Here is a 19,396-nt window from a genome sequence, read left to right on the forward strand (position 1 = left end):
CAAGTTGTCGCAGGCCGCGATATTCAGAGGCCGGCAATGCGTGCCTGCGGCAGGACGGCGGTTTCGTCAGCGGTGATGCGACCGTGCTGAAGGCGGATCACCCGGTCAACGGCATCGGGAACCGGGGCGGTTTCGGGCAGCGCGCAGACGGCCGCCAGGCCAAGACGGCGCAGATGATGCAGCAGCGCGGGCAGATGGCGGGCCTCGTCCGGGTCGGCGGGGCGATCCAGCACCACAAGCGCGGGGTCTTGCGCCAAGGCGCAGGCCAGACGGGCAAGCTGCCGGTCGCCGGGGCGCAGCGTGCCGAAGCGGCGGCGGGCAAGCGGGCCAAGGTTCAGCCGCTCCAGCACCTCGGCCACGGCTTCGGCGTCGCGCCAGCCGGGGCGGCCGGTGGCCCGGCAGGCCTGCCGGCCAAGGGCGACAAGCTGGCGCAGGGTCAGGCCCGGATCAAGCGGCGCTTGCAGCACGGCGGCCACGGTTCGCGCCGCCTCATGCGGCGGGATCAACCACAGGTCGCGCCCCTGCAGCAGGACGGCGCCGCGGGTTGGCGCCAGGGCGCGGCACAGCAGCCGCAACAGCACCGAGGTGCCCGCGCCGGGCGGCCCGGCAAGCCCCAGCACCTGCCCCGCCTGAACGGTGAAGCTGATGTCGGCAAGGGTCGGGCCGCCGCTGCGGGCGGTCCAGCCCACGCCGCGAAGCTGCAACAGGGCAGGCCGCGAAACGGGGCAGACAGGGGCCGCCGGGGGGCGGTGTCTTGGGTCTTCCATCGCAAGCTCCTTTCCGGGGCACCCCGCCCGGTGTGGTTGATCTGACGATGGCAGGTCTCCTGACTCGCGGGTCGTGGCTTCCCCCGCCTTCCCGGACCCGCAATCGGAGGCCCAGTGGCGATGGGGGTCGCTCGCCGCTTACAGTTGCGGGGGCAGTCACGGAATTGGCGCCGCCGGCGCCGCACCGTGTTCCCTTTTCATCCGGTCAGCCCTTGCAGACCGCCGGAACCATCGCGGACAGGTTGCCTTGGGGGGTCGCCGCGGGGCAAGCCCGGCTGCGACGCCTGTCGCTCCGCGCCCGACATGGGTTGCGATCCCGTAAAAGGGTGCGGCGGTGCCGTGCCCCGGCGGTCAGGACAGCATCCGCGCCAGTTCGGCAATGTTGCGGGCGCCCATCTTGGCCAGCACGCGCGACCGATGCGCCTCGACCGTGCGCATCGAGATGCCAAGGTCATCGGCGATCTGCTTGTTCAGCCGGCCTTGCAGCATGAGGACCATCACCTCGACCTCGCGCGCCGACAGGCTGGCGCGGCGCTGTTCAAGGTTCAGCCGGTCGCGGGCGGCGGCCACGCGGTCACGGCGCAGGGCGATGGCGCTGAGGGCAAGATCGACGATCTGATTGTCGTTGAACGGCTTTTCCACGAAGTCGAAGGCGCCGGCCTTCAGGCTTTGCACCGCCAGCGGCACATCGGCATGGCCGGTCAGAAAAATGACCGGCGGCAGCGCATCGACGCCGCCTTCCTGCGCCGACAGGGCATCCAGCACCTGCGGCCCCGACATTCCGTCCATCCGCACATCCAGGATCAGGCAGCCGCAACCGGGCTGCGGCCAGCCGGCCAGCAGCGCCTCGCCCGAGGGCCAGAGCCGGGTGGCGATGCCGCGCGATGCGAAGAGGAAGGCCAGCGCGTCGCGCAGGGCTTCCTCGTCATCAACGATATGCACGGCAAGATCGGTGTCGGCGGTCATGTCGGCGGTCATGGCGTGGCCTCCTTTGCGGCTTCGGCACGATCCCCGGTGGCGGGGGGCGGGCCGGCCGGCAGCGTTACCGCGAAGACCGTGCCACCCGGGGGGTTGGGCGCGTGCTCAAGCGTTCCGTGGTGCAGTTCGACGATGGAGCGGCAGATGTTCAGCCCCATGCCCATGCCATGGCTCTTGGTTGAGGTGAAGGGATCGAACAGCTTGCCGGACAGCGCCTCGGGAATACCGGGGCCGCGGTCGATGACTTCAAGCCGCACGGTTTCGCCCTGCGCCGTCAGCCGCACCGCCAGCACATCGCCGCTGCGCGGGCCTTCGGCCATGGCCTCCATGCCGTTGCGGATCAGGTTCACCAGCACCTGTTCCAGCAAGATACGGTCCGCTGCCACCTGCGGCAGGTCGGGGGGCGCCTCAAGCCGCAGCCGTACCCGCATTTCGCGGGCATCGGCGCCCAGCAGGCCGATGGCATCGGCGGCGACCTCGGCCAGATCCAGCGCCACGAACTGCGGTTCGCGCTTTTTCACGAAATCCTGGATGCGGCGGATGATCAGCCCGGCCCGCCGCGCCTGCGTGGCCATCTTTTCCAGCGCGCCGCGGATGAGCCCGGGGTCATTGCGGCCCTGATCCAGCAGGTTCAGCCCGCCCGCCGCGTAAGAGGCGATCGCCCCCAGCGGCTGGTTCAGTTCATGCGCAAGGGTTGAGGCCATTTCGCCCAGCGTCACCAGCCGGCCGGTGCGGGCCATGGTTTCATCCTGCTCGCGCGCCAGCCGGGCGGCGCGGCGGGCTTCGGTGATGTCGATGATCGAGCCCATCCAGCCGCGATGCCGCCCGGCGGCGTCGATCAGCGGCGCCTCGAACACCTGCACGTCGATCTCGGAACCGTCGGCGCGGCGGAAGCGGCTTTCAAAGGCCTGCGGCACCGCCTGCCCTTCGCGAAGCTGGCGCTGGCGGTCCAGCGTTTCGGCCAGCGTCTCGGGCGCCCAGTAGGGCATGGGCGGATCGCGCCCGATCAGGGTTTCGGCGGGCAGGCCGACCAGCTTGCAGAAGGCGGCGTTGACGTAAAGAATCCGCCCGTTGTGATCCTTGGCGCGCAGGCCGACGGTCAGGCTTTCCTCCATAGAGCGGCGGAAGGCCATTTCGGCGCGCAGCCGTTCTTCGGCGCGGCGGCGGTGCACAGCGTTGCGCTGCACCACCACCAGCGCCAGCACGGCAAAGGACGCCAGCGCCACGATGGCCCCCAGCAATGCGCTGTTGCCAAAGGCGGGCGGGCGGTCATAGGCCGAAATCTGCAGCGTGGTGCCGCGCAGGGGCGGGTCGAAGCTGATGCCGTGTTGCGGCGCGCCTTCGGCCACCGGACGGCGGGCCCGTTCGGCCAGCGTGCCCGACACATCGAAGATCCGCACGCCGTATTGTTCGGCGATCCACCACGGAATGTGACGGTCAAGGATCAGCGGCAGCGCCAGCGTGGCGGTCACCACGCCTTCGCTGGATGAAATGCGCTGCGCCATGGTCACCACGCCATCGGTGACGGGGCCGTAAACCGGCCGCGACGACACCGCGGGAGAGCGCAGCATCAGATCGGCCATGGCCTGTTCGCCCGGCGACACCCCTTCGGGCACGCCCGCCACCAGCCGGCCCTGCGCATCGAACCAGCGCACCGCCAGCATTTCGGGATTAGCCGCGATATGCAGCCTTGCGCGGCTGGTCAGCACATCCTGCGGGGTGTCGGCCGCGCCATCCAGCGCCAGCCGCACCAGCATGTCCTCATCCACCGACATCTGGAACCGCAGGGTCTGTTCGACCCACAGCGCATCGGTCGCCAGCTTGGTGCGGGCGCGCTGGTCATCGGTCTGCGCCCCGATGCGGATCAGCACCGCCACCAGCGCGATCAGCGCCACGATAGCCACCAGCGGCACCAGTGAAAGCATGTCCCACCGGCGAGAACCCATCAGGCTCTCGGCCGCCCAGGGCTCGGGGCGTGCCTTCCCCGAAACGGGGGCGGCTTCGGGAACGTCGCGGTCGGTCGTGTTGTTTCCCCCTCACACCGGATCGGTGTGCCACGGGCTGCGGCAGATTGTCTATTGGGGAAAGCCACAATAGCGACCGCGCGCCCCTCTGACGCATGACTGTCACATTCCCGCCGGGGAGACGGCGGGCCCGGAGGAGAATCACATGGCTACCCATACCCCGATCACCCGTCGGCAGCTTGCTGCCATGGCCGGCGCCACCGCGCTTGTCCTGTCCTTCGCCGCGCCGGCGCTGGCCGAGCCGATCGTCATCAAGTTCAGCCACGTCGTGGCGCCCGACACGCCCAAGGGCAAGGGTGCCGCCAAGTTCGAGGAACTGGCCGAAGCCTATACCAACGGCGCGGTGGACGTGCAGGTCTACCCCAACAGCCAGCTTTACAAGGACAAGGAAGAGCTTGAGGCGCTGCAACTGGGCGCGGTCCAGATGCTGGCCCCGTCGCTGGCCAAGTTCGGCCCGCTGGGCGTGCAGGATTTCGAGGTTTTCGACCTGCCCTACATCTTCAAGGACTATGACGCGCTGCACGCCGTGACCAAGGGCGAAGTCGGCAAGATGCTGCTGGGCAAACTTGAGGACAAGGGCATCACCGGCCTGGCCTATTGGGACAACGGCTTCAAGATCATGTCGGCCAATTCGCCCGTGATCACGCCGGACGATTTCCTGGGTCTGAAGATGCGCATCCAGTCGTCCAAGGTGCTGGAAGCCGAGATGAACGCGCTTGGCGCCGTGCCGCAGGTGATGGCGTTCAGCGAAGTGTATCAGGCGCTGCAGACCGGCGTTGTGGACGGCACCGAAAACCCGCCGTCGAACATGTATACCCAGAAGATGAACGAGGTGCAGAAGCACGCCACGATCTCGAACCATGGCTATCTGGGCTATGCGGTGATCGTGAACAAGCAGTTCTGGGATGGCCTGCCCGAAGATGTGCGCGCCGGTCTGGACAAGGCCATGGCCGAAGCGACCGACTATGCCAACGGCATTGCCAAGGCCGAGAACGAAGCCGCGCTGGAAGCCATGAAGGCGGCCGGCACGACCGAGTTCCACGAGATGACCGAGGAAGAGCGCGCGACCTGGGTCGAGGTGCTGACCCCGGTGCATGACGAAATGGCCGACCGTATCGGCGCCGAGACCATCGCCGCCGTCAAGGCCGCGACCGGCGGCTGACCGGCAAGGGGCGGCCCGGCCGGGCCGCCCCACCCCTTCCCTTTTCCCATGTGATGAGGTCAAGCCATGCTTCGCTTGCTTGACCGTGCCGAAGAGATCCTGATCGTCTGGCTGATTGCGCTGGCGACCGTGATCATCTTCGTCTCGGTCGTACACCGCTATTCGCTTGGCCTTTCGGCAGATGCCGTGGCCTTTTTCCGCACCCATGAAATGCCGGCGCTGTCGGCGGCCGCCAAGACGTTCTACTTCGGCCTGCGGTCGATCAATCTGGTCTGGGCGCAGGAGCTGTGCATCATCCTGTTCGTCTGGATGGCCAAGTTCGGCGCGGCCTACGGGGTGCGCACCGGCATCCACGTCGGGATTGACGTGCTGATCAACCGGCTGGCCGCCCCCAAGCGGCGGTTCTTCATCCTGTTCGGTCTTTGCGCGGGCGCGCTGTTCACCGGCATCATCGCGACGCTGGGCACCAATTTCGTCTGGCACATGGCCCATGCCTCGGCCCGGTCGCCCGACCTGGAACTGCCGATGTGGCTGATCTACCTGGCCATTCCGCTGGGGTCGTCGCTGATGTGCTTCCGCTTCCTGCAGGTGGCCTGGGGTTTTGCCCGCACGGGGGAACTGCCGCACCACGACCACGGCCATGTTGACGGGATCGAGGAAGAGGCCGGCATCGACGATCTGGGCGAAGCCTTCCTGTCCAGCCCGCTGACGCCGCGCGACCTGGTCGAAAAGCCGAAGGACGAATGACATGAGCGCCCTTATCATCTTCGGGCTTCTCATCGCCCTCATGCTGACCGGAATGCCGATCTCGATCTCGCTCGGCCTGACCGTTCTGACCTTCCTGTTCACCATGACCGAAGTGCCGATCGACACGGTGGCACTGAAGCTGTTTACCGGCATCGAGAAGTTCGAGATCATGGCGATCCCGTTCTTCATTCTGGCCGGCAACTTCCTGACCCATGGCGGGGTTGCCAAGCGGATGATCAACTTCGCCACGGCGATGGTCGGGCACTGGCACGGCGGGCTGGGTCTGGCGGGCGTGATCGCCTGCGCCCTGTTCGCCGCGGTGTCCGGTTCCTCGCCGGCGACGGTGGTCGCCATCGGCTCAGTCATCCTGCCGGCCATGGTGGCGCAGGGCTTCCCCAAGCAGTTCGGCGCGGGTGTCATCACCACGTCCGGCGCACTGGGCATCCTGATCCCGCCGTCGATCGTGATGGTGATGTATGCGGTGGCCACCAGCGGGATGCAGGTGCCGGGCCCCGATGGCCAGATCGTCGACTCGGCCTCGGTGGGCGAGCTGTTCATGGCCGGTGTCGTTCCGGGCCTGATGCTGGCGGGGTTCCTTGCCTTCACCACCTGGTACCGCGCCCGCAAGTTCGGCTATCCGCGGCTGGCCAAGGCCAATTTCGGCGCGCGCTGGACCGCTTTCCGCGAGGCGATCTGGGGTCTGCTGCTGATTGTGGTGGTGATCGGCGGGATCTACACCGGCATCTTCACCCCGACCGAAGCCGCGGCCATGTCGGCGGTCTATGCCTTCATCGTGGCGGTCTTCGTCTACAAGGACATGAAGCTGAAGGACGTGCCGCGGGTGCTGCTGTCTTCGGCCAACATGTCGGCGATGCTGCTTTACATCATCACCAACGCCGTTCTGTTCAGCTTCCTGATGGCGCATGAGGGCATTCCGCAGGCGCTTGGCGAATGGATGGTGAATGCCGGGCTGAGCTGGTGGGTGTTCCTGATCATCGTCAACATCCTTCTGCTTGCCGCCGGCAACTTCATGGAGCCGTCGTCCATCGTGCTGATCATGGCGCCGATCCTGTTCCCTGTCGCGGTGCGGCTTGGCATTGACCCGGTGCATTTCGGCATCATGATCGTGGTCAACATGGAGGTGGGGATGTGTCACCCGCCGGTGGGGCTGAACCTCTATGTCGCAAGCGGCATCACGCGGATGGGCATCACCGAACTGACGGTCGCCGTCTGGCCCTGGCTGCTGACGATGCTGGTCTTCCTGCTGCTTGTGACCTACGTCCCGGCGATCAGCCTGTTCCTGCCGCATCTTCTGGGCATGTAACCGGCAGACCTTTTGCCCTGCAGCGACAATCGCCCGTCCCGAAAGGGGCGGGCGATCCGCGTTTCAGGGCGGCCCGGGCTTGCGCGCCACGATGAAATGGCTTTGCGGGCTGCGGCCAAAGCTGCGCTGCGTCTCGATCGTGAAGCCGGCTGCAAGGATTGCCTGCCGCAACTGCGGTTCGCTGAGCGATGTCGCGGGCGGAAACAGCCCGAAGACCCGCAGCAGCGGGAACAGAAGGCGCAGGGTCCGGCGCAGGTCGGCAAAGCACCAGGTCTTGCTGATCAGCCGCCCGCCCGGGCGCAGCGCCGCGTGAACCTGTGCCAGCGTGGCGGGCATGTCCGGCACCAGATGCAGCAGGTTGAAGGCGCAGATCGCGTCGAAAGGCGCGCCGTCAAAGGCTGTTCCGGCCTCTGCCAGCACGAAGCGCACGTTCGGCGGCACGGCCTTGGTCCGCGCGATCTGCAACATCCGGTCCGAGAAATCGGTGGCGATCCACTCGGCCACCTGCGGGCCCAGCCGGATGGCCGTGCCGCCGGTGCCGCAGCCCAGTTCCAGCACCCGGTCACGGGGGCGCAGCCGCGCGCCAACCTCGGCCAGCATCTCTTCATAGGCGGCCACGTCCTTGATCGGCCGCGCGGCATAGCGGTCGGCGATCCGGTTCCAGAAGGCCTGTCCGGTTGCGGTCATGGCGCCCCTTCCTGTTGCAGATGCGGTGTGATCAGGCGGCGCAGGTCAACCTGCGCCTTCATCCGGCTGGCCAGCAGGTAGATGCCGCCGAACTTGCGTTGCAGATAGAAGGTATCCATCGGCGGCAGGCGGACGTGGTCGCGCTGGTCCGACATGGACATCGCCGCCTCGCGCATCCGCGTGACCAGATCCGAGGCGCCAAAGTCGAACGGGCCATTATGGCGCAGCGGTTCCAGGGACATTTCGAACATTTCCAGCATGGCCCGTTCCAGCGGCGCGGGCGTGTCTTCGGCCAGAAAGCCGATCTGCCGCGCCGCCGCCCGGATGCCGGGCCGGTCGCCGTGCAGCCCGGCCTGCAACAGCCCGCGATACTGATCGGCCAGCACGGCGGGAAATTCGCGCGTCGCGCCGAAATCCAGCAGGATCACGCGGCCGGTGTCCGGGGCGTGGCGGTAGTTGGCGAAGTTCGGATCGGTCTGCATCAGCCGGAATTCGAACAGTTCGCGGAACAGCAGGTCGATCAGCAGCGTCATCACGCGGTTGCGCTCGGCCTGCGGGGCGGGGGCCAGGTCATCAATGGGGATGCCCTGCACGAAGTCCATGGCCAGCACATCGGGCGTGGTCAGGTCGGCGTGCAGGCCCGGCACAAGGAAGGCCGTCTCGCCGGCCAGCAGTTCGCCAAAGCGCGCAAGACAGCGCCCTTCGCGTTCATAATCCGCCTCTTCGTGCAACTGGCGCTTTGCCTCGGCCAGCATCGGCGCCACATCCACGCCCCGGGGCACCAGCCCGGCCATGCGCAACAGCGCGGCGACGTTGTCCACGTCAGAATCAATACTGCGGCGCACCCCGGGGTATTGCACCTTGATCGCCAGATCGCGGCCATCGCGGGTTTGTGCCCGGTGCACCTGCCCGATCGAGGCGGCGGCGACCGGATGCACGTCGAACCTCTGGAACCGGCGCAGCCAGTCGGTGCCCCAGGCATCGGTCAGCACCTTCTTCAACTGCGGCCCCGGCATGTGATGCGCCTCGGCCCGCAGCCGGCCCAGAATCTGCGCCAGTTCGGGCGGCAGCATGTCGCCCGCATCCATGGAAATCAGTTGGCCCACCTTCATTGCCGCGCCGCGCATCTGCGCCAACTGGTCGGCCACCTTGCGCGCATTGGCCGGGGTCAGGATCAGGTCGCCCATGCGGGGCCGCTGTCCGCGCGCCAGTTGCAGCGCGCCCTCGGCCGCGACACTCCCCGCAATGCGCGAGGCAAGGCCGCCCAGTTGCGCCAGCCGCGCAAGGCGTGAACTGGGAACGGCGACGGCTTTCATCTCGGGCTTGCGATGCGGCATCGGGGGCTTTCCGGGCAAAGGGGCGGCAGGGGGCAGGCGTGGGGACGTCTGCAGGTACACCTGTGGTCTGCGGCCCCGTCCGGCAAGGTCAGGTGCATCAGGCGTTCGCGCCTGTCACGGTCAGCGTTCATTGGCGGCCACTGCCTGCAGCAGCAGAACCTGATCGGCGGTCACCCGCAACAGGCAGGCCGAGGCCTTCGCCATGCGGTTCAGCTTGCCGCGATAGCGCATCGCTTCAAGGATGCAGCGCTTTTCGGACCAGTCCTTCCAGGCGGTCTGCATCAGCGCCAGATCGTCGGTCATCCGTGGCGAGCCCTGCTTGATGGCCTTGGCAAAGATCCGGTCCAGCTTCACCGCCCGTTCCTGGGCCGCGGCATAGGCGGGCTCCATCTGCGCCGCCCACCATTCCGCTTCGGTGTTCAGGCAGATCGCGGCATCAAGATCGGTCGCCCCCTTCACCGCGGCAAGGCAGGCGTCGGCGGCCCGCCCGACGCAGGCGACGCGGTCGGCGCCGGTTTTCGCGGCGGCGACGCAGGTCGCGGTCGGTTCGGCAGAGGGGGCAAGGGGCGCAGGGGTCTGGGCAAGGCCCGCCCCTGCCCCGGCGATGGACAAAAGCAGCATAAGAACATTCGGTTGCATGAACCCGGCCTTTCGGGGCTGGGAGGTCTGGCCGAAACAGGGGCCGGGGCCTCCGACAAGTGAGGACTGGCACATGACCCGGGCCGCGGATCGCGCCGCCGGGCATGGCGCGCATGAAGCATCCGGCCCGCGGGGTGGTCTGTGATCAGGTCACACAGCCGGGGGACAAACACGCGCCCTGCCACGTTTCGCCGCACCGGCAAAGGCGCGGCGCCCGATGGGCGGGGCCGGAAAGGCACCCGTCGCCCCGCCTTCATCTTGCGCGGTTGCCCTGCGGTTGTTAAACACGCAGAAATGGCAATCCTGCCTTGCCGGACCATGATCCGGTATAGGAAGTTATTGCGTTTCTTCAATAAGACAACATGTCAGGTTGACCACTGTCAGCTTTTATTGACAGTTTGGGTGACAACCGACGAAAGGCCGCACACGCGATGTCCGAAATTCTGGGAACGCTTGATCCGCGGGCCGCGCTGGTGCTTCACCTTGGCGTCGTGGCCTTCGTGATGGTGGCGATCCTTGTGGTCGCCGGCACCTTGCGCGAACCGGGGCGGCCGGGCTTTGGCATCTATGAAAGCGGCGCGCCGCCCGGCCCGGCCCTGCTGGGCCGCACCGCGACGCAGTATTTCCTGATCGCCGTCATCTTCATGATCTTCGATGTCGAGGTGGCGCTGCTGTTTTCCTGGGCGGTCGCGGCCAAGCTGCTTGGCCCTTCGGGCCTGATCGCGGCGACCGTCTTCATCGTCGTGCTGCTGGCGGCGCTGGCCTGGCTGTGGCTGGACGGCGCGCTGGAAACCGCCCCGCCGCCCCGCGAAGCGGAGGATGCGTCGTGACCGGCACCGCGCCTGAAACCGGCCTTGCGCAAAGCGCGCTGTTCACCAAGCTGGACGATCTGGTTGCCTGGTCGCGCAAGCACAGCCTGTGGCCGTTCAACTTCGGCCTGTCGTGCTGCTATGTCGAAATGGCCAGCGCGCTGACGCCGGTTTACGATCAGGCCCGTTTCGGCGCCGAGGTGATCCGGTCCACCCCGCGGCAGGCCGATCTGCTGATCGTGTCGGGCACGGTGTTCCGCAAGATGGCGGTGCCGCTGTACCGGCTGTATCAGCAGATGCGCGAACCCCGCTGGGTGATCTCGATGGGGGCCTGCGCCAATTCCGGCGGCATGTATGACGTGTATTCGGTGGTGCAGGGCGTCGACAGTTTCCTGCCGGTCGATGTCTATGTTCCGGGCTGCCCGCCCCGGCCCGAACAGTTGATGGACGCGCTGGTCCTGCTGCAACAGAAGATCGCGGCCGAGCGGCGGCCGCTGTCCATCCGCATGGGCGAAATGCCCGCGGCCCGCCCCTTTGCCCCGGTTCCCCGGCGCGATGCGCTGCGCGAGACCCGCGCGCAGATGACCCGCCTGACCGGCCCCGAGGAGGCGTCATGAGCCTTGACACGCCCCCTCTTGCCCCGGTGGTCGAGGCGCTGCGCGCGCAGTTCGGCCCGGCGATCCTGTCACAGCAAGAGACCGGCGAAGGCTTTCCGGTGCTGTGGATCACGCCCGAGGCCAGCCCCGGCGTGCATCACTTCCTGCGCGAACGGGTGCCGCAGCCCTTTACCCTGCTGGCCGATCTGTGGGCGGTGGACGAAACCCGCCGCCAGCATCGCCCCGGCCCCGCCCGCGGGGTAACGGTGCAAAGCCACCTGATCAGCCTGGAACGCAATGCCGACATCCGGCTGAAGGTGGCCTGCGACGCGGATGCCCCGCGCGCGCGGTCCGTTGCGCAGGTGTTTCCGGCCGCCGACTGGTACGAACGCGAAGCCTTCGACATGTTCGGCGTCACCTTCGACGGCCGCGCCAGCCATCGCCGCATCCTGATGCCCGCCACCTGGCAGGGCCATCCGCTGCGCAAGGACCATTACGCCCGCGCCACCGAACAGCCGCCCTTCCGCATGACGGAAGAGTTCTTCGCGGCGGAAGAGGCCGCGAACACCATCGACCCCGTCGCCCTGGGCCTGCCGGTGCTGAAGGACGGGGAAGAGCTGATGCAGCTCAACTTCGGGCCGCACCACCCTTCGACCCATGGCGTGTTCCGCATCGTCCTGGGCCTGCACGGGGAAGAGGTGATCTGGGCCGTTCCCGACATCGGCTATCACCATCGCGGCGCGGAAAAGATGGCCGAACGCCAGACCTGGCACGGCTTCATCCCCTATACCGACCGGATCGACTATCTGGGCGGCGTGATGAGCGAGCTGCCCTATCTGATGGCGGTCGAGCGGATGTGCGGCATCACCGTGCCGGCGCGCGCGCAGGTGATCCGGGTCATGCTGTGCGAATTCTACCGCATCATGAACCACCTGCTGTTCTACGGCACCATGGCGCAGGACGTGGGCCAGATGTCGCCCGTCTTCTACATGTTCACCGACCGCGAACGCGGCTACCGCGTGCTGGAGGCCATCACCGGGGCGCGGATGCACCCGGCCTTCTTCCGCATCGGCGGCGTGGCGATGGACCTGCCGAACGGCTGGGACGGGCTGGTCCGCGATTTTCTGGACTGGATGCCGCCCCGGCTGGACGATTACCGCCGCATGGTGATGAATTCGGACCTGTTCCGCATCCGCACCGTGGGCGTCGGGGCCTATGACACGGAAACCGCGCTGAAATGGGGCACCACCGGGCCGGGCCTGCGCGCCACCGGCATGGCCTGCGACTGGCGCAAGCTGCGGCCCTATTCCGGCTATGACCAGTTCGAGTTCGACATTCCCACCGGCAGCCGGGGCGACATCTATGACCGCACCGATGTGCGCGAACAGGAAATGCGCCAGTCGCTGCGCATCATCCGCCAATGTCTGGACAACATGCCCGGCGGCCCCGTCAAGGCCGACCACCCGCTGACCACCCCGCCCGACCGCGCGGCGATGCAGCATGACATCGACACGCTGATCCCGCATTTCCTGACCATGGCGCAGGGCACCGTGGTGCCGCGGGGCGAGGCGACGGGCCAGATCGAAACCCACCGCGGGCTGGCGCAATATGCGCTGATCTCGGACGGCGGCACCTCAAGCTATCGCACCCGCATCCGCACGCCTTCTTTCGCGCATCTGCAGATGCTGCCGCACATCCTGCCCGGGATGACCGTGGCCGATGTGGTGGCCCATATCGCCAGCCTTGATTTCGTCATGTCGGATGTTGACCGATGACCCTGCCCGCAGACCTGGAAACCCGCATCCGGCATCTGGTCGCCCATGAAGGCGGCCCGCGCGCGGCCATGCTGGAAACGCTGCGCAGCGTGCAGGCGGCGGAAGGCTGGGTTTCCGACGAACGGCTGGCGCAGGTGGCCGCCGTGCTGGGCGTCACCCCGGCGGAACTGGACGGGGTTGCCAGCTTCTACAGCCTGATCTTCCGCCGCCCGGTCGGGCGCACCGTCATTCTGCTTTGCGACGGGGCAAGCTGCGGGCTGAACGGGGCGGATGCGATCCGCGATGCGATCAGGGACCGGCTTGGCATCGGCTATGGCCAGACCACGCCCGATGGCCGCTTCACCCTGATCAACAGCGCCTGCGTCGGCGGCTGCGACCGCGCGCCCGCCGCCGTGGTTGGCCCGGACCGCACGCTGGTTGGCCCGCTGACGCCCGCGCTGCTGGAAGAGCTGATCGGGGGCGCGCCATGACGACCGACCTTCCCCTGACCGGCCGCGCCCGGCCTGACCGCGTGCCGCACAGCCTGCCAGAATGGCGCGCGCTTGGCGGCTATCAGGCGGTGGAACGCGCGCTGGCGCTGACGCCCTTGCAGGTGCTGGACACCGTGGATGCCGCCGCCCTGAACGGGCGCGGCGGGGCGGGGTTCCCGGCGGCGCGCAAATGGCGCTTCATGCCGGCCGCGGCCGATGCCGTCAGCCCCGGCCCGAACTACCTGATCGTCAACGGCGACGAGATGGAGCCCGGCGCCTTCAAGGACCGCTTCCTTCTGGAAGCCCTGCCGCACCAGTTGATCGAAGGCACGATCATTGCCGGTTTCGCCACCCATGCGACCGAGGCGATCGTGCTGATCCGCGACGATTACCGCGCCGCGATCGCCGGCCTGACCCGCGCCATCGCCGAGGCCGAGGCCGCCGGTCTGCTGGGCGACAACATCCTGAACACCGGCTACAGCCTGCACATTCGGGTGCACCCCAGCGCCGGCCGCTATATCGTGGGCGAGGAAACTGCCCTGATCGCCGCGCTGGAAGGCGGTCGCGCCATGCCGCGCAAGCGCCCGCCCTTCCCGGCGCAATCGGGCCTGTGGGGCCGCCCGACCACGGTGAACAACGTCGAGACCATTTCGCATGTGCCGCATATTCTGGCGCATGGCGCGCAATGGTTCCGCGCCCTGTCGCGCACCGAGGAAGGCGGGACCAAACTTTACGGCCTGTCGGGAAGGGTGAACCGCCCCGGCCTGATCGAGGCGCCGATGGGCACCACCGCGCGGGAACTGATCGACCGCGCCGGTGGCGTGTCGGGCAACGGGCGGCTGCTGTGTTTCCAGCCCGGCGGCGGCGCCACCGGCTTTCTTGGCCCCGAGGCGCTGGATGTGCCGATGGACTTTGGCCATGTCGCCAAGGCCGGGTCGATGCTGGGCACCGGCACGCTGATCGTGCTGGACGAAACCGCCTGCCCGGTTGAGGTGACGGCCCGGCACATGGCCTATTACGCCCGCGAAAGCTGTGGCTGGTGCGTGCCCTGCCGCGAGGGGCTGCCCTGGGCCGCCCGCATCCTGCACGCGCTGGAAGAGGGCACCGCCCGGCGCGAAGACCTGCAAGCCCTGCACGACATCGCCCGCGAGGCCAGCCCGCGCGGCCGCAGCTTCTGCGACCTGATGGGCGGGGCCATGGGGCCGCTGGCCTCGCTCCTGTCGCGCTTTGGCGATCTGGTGGACGACCACCTGCATGGCGGCTGCCCGCGGCGGAGGGCGCCATGACCATCAAGCTGAAGATTGACGGGCGCGAAGTGACGGTCGAGGATGGCCGCGATCTCTTGTCCATCGCGCTGGAGCAGGGCGTGGATGTGCCGCATTTCTGCTGGCACGCGGCACTTGGCTCTGTCGGGGCGTGCCGGATGTGCGCGGTGAAGGTCGCGCCGGGCGAAGGCACGCCGGGCAAGGTGGAAATGGCCTGCATGACGCCGGCCAGCGACGGTATGGTCGTGGACACGACCGATGCCGAAGCCGCGCGGTTCCGGGCGCAGGTCATTGAATGGCTGATGCTGAACCACCCGCATGATTGCGCGGTGTGCGAGGAAGGCGGCGCCTGCCATCTGCAGGACATGGTGGTTGCCACCGGCCACCATGACCGCCGCGCCAGGGGGCCGAAGCGCACACATCGCAACCAGAACCTTGGCCCGCTGCTGACGCATGAGATGAACCGCTGCATCGGCTGCTGGCGCTGCCTGCGGTTCTATCGCGACCATGCGGGCGGGCGCGATTTCAACGCCTTCGGCGCGCATGACCGGCTGTATTTCGGCCGCGCTGGGGACGGGCCGCTGGACAGCCCCTTTGCCGGCAACCTGGCCGAGGTCTGCCCGACCGGCGTCTTCACCGACAAGGCTTGGTCCGGTGTCTATGCCCGGCCCTGGGATCTGTCGGCCACGCCCGCGATCTGCACCGGCTGCAGTGCGGGCTGCAACGTGACGCTGAACGAACGGGGCGGAACGCTGCGCCGGGTGCTGAACCGCTATCACGGCGCGATCAACGGCTTCTTCCTGTGCGACCGGGGCCGCTGGTCGCCCTGGTCGGTGGATGGGCCGGGGCGGCTGACAGGCGCCGTCACGCTGCCCCGCGTTGCGGGGGCAGTCGGGCTGGGGTCGCCCCGTGCTTCGCTGGAATCGAACTGGGCGCTGCGGCGGCTGGTGGGGCCGGGCCGGTTCTTTGCCGGCGTGTCCGACCGGGAAACCGCGCTGACCGCCCGCATGGCGGCGCTGCTGAAGGCAAGCCCCGTCCCCAGCCTGACCGAGATGGCCGCCGCCGATGCCATTCTGGTGCTGGGCGAAGACCTGACAGCCACCGCGCCGCGCGCCGCGCTGGCGCTGCGGCAGGCCGTGCGCGGGGCGGAACGGGATCTGGCCTGCAAGAAAGGCGTCGCGCTGTGGCTGGACGATGCCGTCCGCGTGGCCGGTGAAGGCCGGCGGTCGCCGCTGGCGCTTGTCACCGCGCTGCCCGATGCGCTGGACGACATTGCCAGTTTCGCGATCCGCCGCGCGCCGCATGACATGGCGGCCTTTGCCGCGGCCATTCTGGCCGCCCTGCAAGGCAGGCCGGCAGACGCCGAGGCCAGTGCCATCGCGCAGGCCCTGTCGACGGCGCGGGCGCCGCTGATCATCGCGGGCGCGGGGCTTGGCCTTGCCGGCCCGGTGGAAGCCGCCGCCAGCCTGGCCACGGCCCTTGGCCCGAAGGCGCGGCTTGCGCTGTTCCCGGCCGAAGCCGGCAGCTTCGGCCTGTCGCTGTTGGCGCCCGCCGGAGGGATCGAGGCGGCGCTGGCCGAGCTGGAGCGGAACCCCGGCCCGCTGGTCGTGCTGGAAAACGACCTGTTCCGCCGGGCCGATCCGGCGCTTGTCGAACGCCTGTTCGCAAAGGCAACGCAGGTGATCGCGCTGGACCATCTGGCGACCGAAACCACCACCGCCGCCGCGCTGGCCGTTCCGGTGGCGGCCCCTGCGGAAGCGGCCGGAACCTGGGTCAATCACGAAGGGCGTGCCCAGCGCAGCTTTGCCTTCCGCCCTGCCGATCCGCAGGCCCCCACCGCCTGGCGCGTGCTGGCCGCGCTGGCGGGCGAAACGCCCGAACCCGGGCTTGACGCGCTGCTTGAGGCGCTGGTTGCCGACCTGCCCGCGCTGGCCGCCGTTCGGGACGGCGCCCCCGGCGTGGACCACGGGCCGGTGCCGCGCGCCCATCCGCGCCAATCGGCGCGCACCGCCGGAAACCACCCTGACCGCGCGACGCGGACCGACCCGGATTCGCCGCTGAGCTGGACGATGGAAGGCGACCGTGCGCCCGAACCCGCGCTGGCCACCTGGACCGACCGGCCCGGCCTGCATTCCGTTTCGGCCGAATATGCGGCGCAGCAATGGATCGGCGGGCCGCTGAAAGGCGGCGATCCGGGTGTGAACGTCCTGCACGCCGCCGCCGATGCCCCGGCGCTGGCCGACCCGCCCCCCGGCGCGGGACTCCTGGGCCTGCCGCTGCACAGCCCCTTTGCCGCGCATGAGGCCGATGCCGCCAGCCCGCCGCTGGCCGCGCGCGCGCCTGCCGCGCGGGTGACGCTGCACCCCGCCGATGCCGCCCGCCTTGGGCTGACCGCCGGCGCGCTGCTGGTGATCGACGGCCGCCCTGCCCCGGCGCCCTTGTCGCTGGACCCGGACCTGCCGGCCGGCCACATCGGCTTGTCGGGCCTGCGCGCGCTGCGCCCCGTCATCCTTGGGGGGGCGCCATGATCATCCTTGGCACGATCCTGACGCTGGTCTTCTCGGCCGTGCTGATTGCCGCGCTGCTGGTTGCCGCGGGCGTGTTCACCTGGGTTGAACGCCGGGTGCTGGGGTTCTTTCAGGAACGGCTTGGCCCCAACCGGGTTGGTCCCTTCGGCTTTCTGCAATGGGTGGCCGATACGGTGAAGCTGATCACCAAGGAAGACGCCGCCCCGCCCGGCGCCGATCTGTTTGCCTACCGTCTGGCGCCGGTGCTGGCCTCGGCCCCGGTGCTGGCAGGGTTCGGCGTGATCGCCTTCGCGCCGCAGATGTCGGTGGCGGCGCTGGACATGGGGCTGATCTTCGCAATGGGGATGCTGGCGCTGACCGTTTACGGCATGGTGCTGGGTGCCTGGGCCAGCCGCAACCGCTATGCCATGCTGGGCGGGTTGCGCGCGGGGGCGCAGCTTCTGGCCTATGAAAGTTTCCTTGGCCTGTCGCTGATGGGCGTGGTGCTGCTGACCGGATCGTTCAACCTGGGCCAGATCGTTGCCGCGCAGGGCGATCTGTGGTTCGTGGTGCAGCAACCGCTGGGGTGCCTGCTGTTCCTGATTGCCGGCACCGCCGCCGCGCACCGCCTGCCGTTCGATCTGCAGGAATCCGAACAGGATCTGGTGGCCGGGTTCATGACCGAATATTCGGGAATGAGTTTCGCGCTGTTCTTCCTGGGCGAATACCTTGCCATCCTGCTGGTCGCGGCCCTGGCCACCACGCTGTTCTTCGGCGGCTGGCATGGGCCGTGGCTGCCCGGTCCGGTGTGGTTCGGGGTCAAGATGGGCGTCATCGCCTTCGCCTTCATCTGGGTCAGGGCCGCTCTGCCGCGCCCGCGCTATGACCAGTTGATCACCTTTGCCTGGAAGGCGGCGCTGCCGCTGGCGCTGCTGAACCTGCTGCTGACCGGGGCCCTTGTCGTGCTGGGGGGCCAGCCATGACCGGCATCCTTGACCAGCTCTGGCGCATCGGGCGCATGTTGTTCCTGCCCAAGCAGACGCGCGGCTATCCCGAGGTCAAGCCGGTGCTGCCGCCGCGCTACCGCGCCCGCATCGTGCTGACCCGCGACCCCGACGGCCAGGAACGCTGCGTCGCCTGCAACCTGTGCGCCGCCGCCTGCCCGCCCGATTGCATCGAGGTGGTGAAGGCCGAAACCGAGGATGGCCGCTGGTATCCGGCCACCTTCCGCATCAACTTTTCCCGCTGCATCTTCTGCGGCTTCTGCGAAGAGGCCTGCCCGACCAGCGCCATCCAGTTGACGCCCGATTTCGAACTGGCCGACTACGACCGCGACTCGCTTTTGTATGACAAGCAGGATCTGCTGATCGCCGGCCCCGGCAAGCGGCCCGACTACAGCTATTGGCAGGTGGCCGGCAAGGCCATCGCCGGCAAGGACAAGGGCGCGGGCGAAAACGAGGCGCCGCCGGTTGACCTGAAGGATCTGACGCCATGAACGCAACCTTCGCCCTGTGGGCCGGGTCGCTGGCCCTGATCTCGGCCCTGCTGGTGGTGACGCGCGCCAGCGTTGTGCACGCGCTGATCTGGCTGCTGGTCACGCTGCTGTCGCTGTCGGCCAGCTTCTTCGCGCTTGGCGCGTCCTTCGCGGGGGCGGCGCAGATCCTGATCTATGCCGGGGCCATTCTGGCGGTCTTCGTCTTCGTGGTGATGACGGTCGATGCCTCGCCCAAGGCGCTGGAGCAGGAACGCGCCCGGCTGGGCCGCGCCTGGGTGCCGCCCGCGCTGGTGGCGGCGCTGGTGCTGGTGCCGCTGTTTGCCTGGCGCGGCGCACCGGGCGCCGACACGGCCGCGCCGATGGGGGCCGCGGTCTCTGCCACCGATCTTGGGATGCTGCTGTTCGGCCCCTGGGCGGCGGTGGTGGAAATCGCCTCGGGCCTGCTGCTGGCGGCGCTGATGGGCGCGCGCCACCTGGGCCGGCGCGGCAAGCCGGAGGGACGGGGATGACCGAAGACAGCTTCACCGCCCTGATGCTGCTGTCCACCGCACTGTTCGTGGTGGGGCTGTTCGGCGTTCTGGCCCGCCGGTCGATCCTGATCCAGCTTCTGTCGCTTGAGGTCGCGCTGGCTGGCCCGTCGCTGGCCTTCATCACCGCCGGTGCCCGCCATGCCGATGCCGGGGGCCAGGCGATGTTCGTGATGATCCTGATCCTTGCCGCGGCCGAGGTGGCGCTGGGGCTGGCGCTGTATCTGCGCCTGCGCCGCACCGCTGACGGCACCGACAGCGACAGCCTCAGCAGCCTGAGGCACTGA

At 68.5% G+C, this 19,396-nt stretch carries 19 protein-coding genes and 1 riboswitch; of the genes, 13 read left to right on the plus strand and 6 right to left on the minus strand.

Annotated elements, in window-relative coordinates:
* Nucleotides 1–23 precede the first annotated feature (23 nt).
* The 3 genes from C5F44_RS10590 to C5F44_RS10600 form a co-directional block, all read right to left on the minus strand.
* The gene (locus C5F44_RS10590) at nucleotides 24–767 is read right to left on the minus strand and encodes an ATP-binding cassette domain-containing protein (RefSeq protein WP_107673506.1); all 744 of its coding nucleotides are present in this window, start codon (nucleotides 765–767) and stop codon (nucleotides 24–26) included.
* A gap of 32 nt (nucleotides 768–799) precedes the next feature.
* Nucleotides 800–1,015: riboswitch (cobalamin riboswitch) on the minus strand.
* Between the two features lie 103 nt (nucleotides 1,016–1,118).
* Nucleotides 1,119–1,745 carry a response regulator transcription factor gene (locus C5F44_RS10595; protein ID WP_235822604.1) on the minus strand — a complete coding sequence of 209 codons (627 nt, stop codon included), beginning with the start codon at nucleotides 1,743–1,745 and terminating at the stop codon, nucleotides 1,119–1,121.
* Nucleotides 1,742–3,691 carry a PAS domain S-box protein gene (locus tag C5F44_RS10600; protein WP_107673507.1) on the minus strand — a complete coding sequence of 650 codons (1,950 nt, stop codon included), beginning with the start codon at nucleotides 3,689–3,691 and terminating at the stop codon, nucleotides 1,742–1,744. The genes C5F44_RS10595 and C5F44_RS10600 overlap by 4 nt, the downstream gene beginning before the upstream one ends.
* A gap of 223 nt (nucleotides 3,692–3,914) precedes the next feature.
* Between C5F44_RS10600 and C5F44_RS10605 the strand changes: the two genes are divergently transcribed.
* From C5F44_RS10605 to C5F44_RS10615, 3 genes are all read left to right on the plus strand, one after another.
* A complete protein-coding gene (locus C5F44_RS10605) occupies nucleotides 3,915–4,931 on the plus strand; it encodes a TRAP transporter substrate-binding protein (protein WP_107673508.1) in 1,017 nt (338 codons plus the stop codon).
* Nucleotides 4,932–4,997: 66 nt separating this feature from the next.
* Nucleotides 4,998–5,678, plus strand: a complete 681-nt coding sequence (locus C5F44_RS10610) for a TRAP transporter small permease (protein WP_107673509.1) — start codon at nucleotides 4,998–5,000, stop codon at nucleotides 5,676–5,678.
* Nucleotide 5,679: 1 nt separating this feature from the next.
* Nucleotides 5,680–7,002 (plus strand): TRAP transporter large permease, encoded by a 1,323-nt coding sequence (locus C5F44_RS10615; RefSeq protein WP_107673510.1) that lies wholly within the window; start codon nucleotides 5,680–5,682, stop codon nucleotides 7,000–7,002.
* A gap of 63 nt (nucleotides 7,003–7,065) precedes the next feature.
* Here C5F44_RS10615 and C5F44_RS10620 read toward each other — a convergent pair whose 3' ends face one another.
* From C5F44_RS10620 to C5F44_RS10630, 3 genes are all read right to left on the minus strand, one after another.
* Complete coding sequence (locus C5F44_RS10620) at nucleotides 7,066–7,689, minus strand: class I SAM-dependent methyltransferase (protein ID WP_107673511.1); 624 nt, start codon at nucleotides 7,687–7,689, stop codon at nucleotides 7,066–7,068.
* On the minus strand, nucleotides 7,686–9,026 hold the full coding sequence (locus tag C5F44_RS10625; RefSeq protein ID WP_107673512.1) for an ABC1 kinase family protein: 1,341 nt from the start codon (nucleotides 9,024–9,026) through the stop codon (nucleotides 7,686–7,688). The genes C5F44_RS10620 and C5F44_RS10625 overlap by 4 nt, the downstream gene beginning before the upstream one ends.
* 120 nt (nucleotides 9,027–9,146) lie before the next feature.
* Nucleotides 9,147–9,647, minus strand: coding sequence for a lysozyme inhibitor LprI family protein (locus C5F44_RS10630; protein ID WP_235822605.1), 501 nt, complete (start codon nucleotides 9,645–9,647; stop codon nucleotides 9,147–9,149).
* Nucleotides 9,648–10,096: 449 nt separating this feature from the next.
* On the opposite strand from C5F44_RS10630, the gene C5F44_RS10635 reads away from it, so the two are divergent.
* Genes C5F44_RS10635 through nuoK form a run of 10 tightly spaced genes read left to right on the plus strand, consistent with a single transcriptional unit; the run spans nucleotide 10,097 to nucleotide 19,396 of the window.
* The gene (locus tag C5F44_RS10635) at nucleotides 10,097–10,495 is read left to right on the plus strand and encodes an NADH-quinone oxidoreductase subunit A (protein ID WP_107673514.1); all 399 of its coding nucleotides are present in this window, start codon (nucleotides 10,097–10,099) and stop codon (nucleotides 10,493–10,495) included.
* Nucleotides 10,492–11,091 carry an NADH-quinone oxidoreductase subunit B gene (locus tag C5F44_RS10640; protein ID WP_107673515.1) on the plus strand — a complete coding sequence of 200 codons (600 nt, stop codon included), beginning with the start codon at nucleotides 10,492–10,494 and terminating at the stop codon, nucleotides 11,089–11,091. The genes C5F44_RS10635 and C5F44_RS10640 overlap by 4 nt, the downstream gene beginning before the upstream one ends.
* Nucleotides 11,088–12,845 (plus strand): NADH-quinone oxidoreductase subunit C/D, encoded by a 1,758-nt coding sequence (nuoC, locus tag C5F44_RS10645; protein WP_107673516.1) that lies wholly within the window; start codon nucleotides 11,088–11,090, stop codon nucleotides 12,843–12,845. The genes C5F44_RS10640 and nuoC overlap by 4 nt, the downstream gene beginning before the upstream one ends.
* On the plus strand, nucleotides 12,842–13,315 hold the full coding sequence (gene nuoE / locus C5F44_RS10650) for an NADH-quinone oxidoreductase subunit NuoE (RefSeq protein ID WP_107673517.1): 474 nt from the start codon (nucleotides 12,842–12,844) through the stop codon (nucleotides 13,313–13,315). The genes nuoC and nuoE overlap by 4 nt, the downstream gene beginning before the upstream one ends.
* Nucleotides 13,312–14,601 carry a complex I 51 kDa subunit family protein gene (locus C5F44_RS10655; protein ID WP_107673518.1) on the plus strand — a complete coding sequence of 430 codons (1,290 nt, stop codon included), beginning with the start codon at nucleotides 13,312–13,314 and terminating at the stop codon, nucleotides 14,599–14,601. The genes nuoE and C5F44_RS10655 overlap by 4 nt, the downstream gene beginning before the upstream one ends.
* A complete protein-coding gene (locus C5F44_RS10660) occupies nucleotides 14,598–17,108 on the plus strand; it encodes a 2Fe-2S iron-sulfur cluster-binding protein (protein WP_235822606.1) in 2,511 nt (836 codons plus the stop codon). Before C5F44_RS10655 ends, C5F44_RS10660 begins: the two co-directional genes overlap by 4 nt.
* A complete protein-coding gene (nuoH, locus tag C5F44_RS10665; RefSeq protein ID WP_107673519.1) occupies nucleotides 17,105–18,070 on the plus strand; it encodes an NADH-quinone oxidoreductase subunit NuoH in 966 nt (321 codons plus the stop codon). Before C5F44_RS10660 ends, nuoH begins: the two co-directional genes overlap by 4 nt.
* On the plus strand, nucleotides 18,067–18,582 hold the full coding sequence (gene nuoI, locus C5F44_RS10670; RefSeq protein WP_107673520.1) for an NADH-quinone oxidoreductase subunit NuoI: 516 nt from the start codon (nucleotides 18,067–18,069) through the stop codon (nucleotides 18,580–18,582). Before nuoH ends, nuoI begins: the two co-directional genes overlap by 4 nt.
* Nucleotides 18,579–19,091, plus strand: a complete 513-nt coding sequence (locus C5F44_RS10675) for an NADH-quinone oxidoreductase subunit J family protein (protein WP_107673521.1) — start codon at nucleotides 18,579–18,581, stop codon at nucleotides 19,089–19,091. The genes nuoI and C5F44_RS10675 overlap by 4 nt, the downstream gene beginning before the upstream one ends.
* Nucleotides 19,088–19,396, plus strand: coding sequence for an NADH-quinone oxidoreductase subunit NuoK (gene nuoK / locus C5F44_RS10680; protein ID WP_107673522.1), 309 nt, complete (start codon nucleotides 19,088–19,090; stop codon nucleotides 19,394–19,396). Before C5F44_RS10675 ends, nuoK begins: the two co-directional genes overlap by 4 nt.

Source organism: Fuscovulum blasticum DSM 2131, assembly GCF_003034965.1.
GTDB lineage: Bacteria > Pseudomonadota > Alphaproteobacteria > Rhodobacterales > Rhodobacteraceae > Pseudogemmobacter > Pseudogemmobacter blasticus.

Coding starts and splice junctions, on each gene's coding strand:
- C5F44_RS10590 (WP_107673506.1), bottom strand. CDS start 767: ATGGAAGACCCAAGACACCGCCCCCCGGCGGCCCCTGTCTGCCCCGTT.
- C5F44_RS10595 (WP_235822604.1), bottom strand. CDS start 1,745: ATGACCGCCGACATGACCGCCGACACCGATCTTGCCGTGCATATCGTT.
- C5F44_RS10600 (WP_107673507.1), bottom strand. CDS start 3,691: ATGGGTTCTCGCCGGTGGGACATGCTTTCACTGGTGCCGCTGGTGGCT.
- C5F44_RS10605 (WP_107673508.1), top strand. CDS start 3,915: ATGGCTACCCATACCCCGATCACCCGTCGGCAGCTTGCTGCCATGGCC.
- C5F44_RS10610 (WP_107673509.1), top strand. CDS start 4,998: ATGCTTCGCTTGCTTGACCGTGCCGAAGAGATCCTGATCGTCTGGCTG.
- C5F44_RS10615 (WP_107673510.1), top strand. CDS start 5,680: ATGAGCGCCCTTATCATCTTCGGGCTTCTCATCGCCCTCATGCTGACC.
- C5F44_RS10620 (WP_107673511.1), bottom strand. CDS start 7,689: ATGACCGCAACCGGACAGGCCTTCTGGAACCGGATCGCCGACCGCTAT.
- C5F44_RS10625 (WP_107673512.1), bottom strand. CDS start 9,026: ATGCCGCATCGCAAGCCCGAGATGAAAGCCGTCGCCGTTCCCAGTTCA.
- C5F44_RS10630 (WP_235822605.1), bottom strand. CDS start 9,647: ATGCTGCTTTTGTCCATCGCCGGGGCAGGGGCGGGCCTTGCCCAGACC.
- C5F44_RS10635 (WP_107673514.1), top strand. CDS start 10,097: ATGTCCGAAATTCTGGGAACGCTTGATCCGCGGGCCGCGCTGGTGCTT.
- nuoC (WP_107673516.1), top strand. CDS start 11,088: ATGAGCCTTGACACGCCCCCTCTTGCCCCGGTGGTCGAGGCGCTGCGC.
- nuoE (WP_107673517.1), top strand. CDS start 12,842: ATGACCCTGCCCGCAGACCTGGAAACCCGCATCCGGCATCTGGTCGCC.
- C5F44_RS10655 (WP_107673518.1), top strand. CDS start 13,312: ATGACGACCGACCTTCCCCTGACCGGCCGCGCCCGGCCTGACCGCGTG.
- C5F44_RS10660 (WP_235822606.1), top strand. CDS start 14,598: ATGACCATCAAGCTGAAGATTGACGGGCGCGAAGTGACGGTCGAGGAT.
- nuoH (WP_107673519.1), top strand. CDS start 17,105: ATGATCATCCTTGGCACGATCCTGACGCTGGTCTTCTCGGCCGTGCTG.
- nuoI (WP_107673520.1), top strand. CDS start 18,067: ATGACCGGCATCCTTGACCAGCTCTGGCGCATCGGGCGCATGTTGTTC.
- C5F44_RS10675 (WP_107673521.1), top strand. CDS start 18,579: ATGAACGCAACCTTCGCCCTGTGGGCCGGGTCGCTGGCCCTGATCTCG.
- nuoK (WP_107673522.1), top strand. CDS start 19,088: ATGACCGAAGACAGCTTCACCGCCCTGATGCTGCTGTCCACCGCACTG.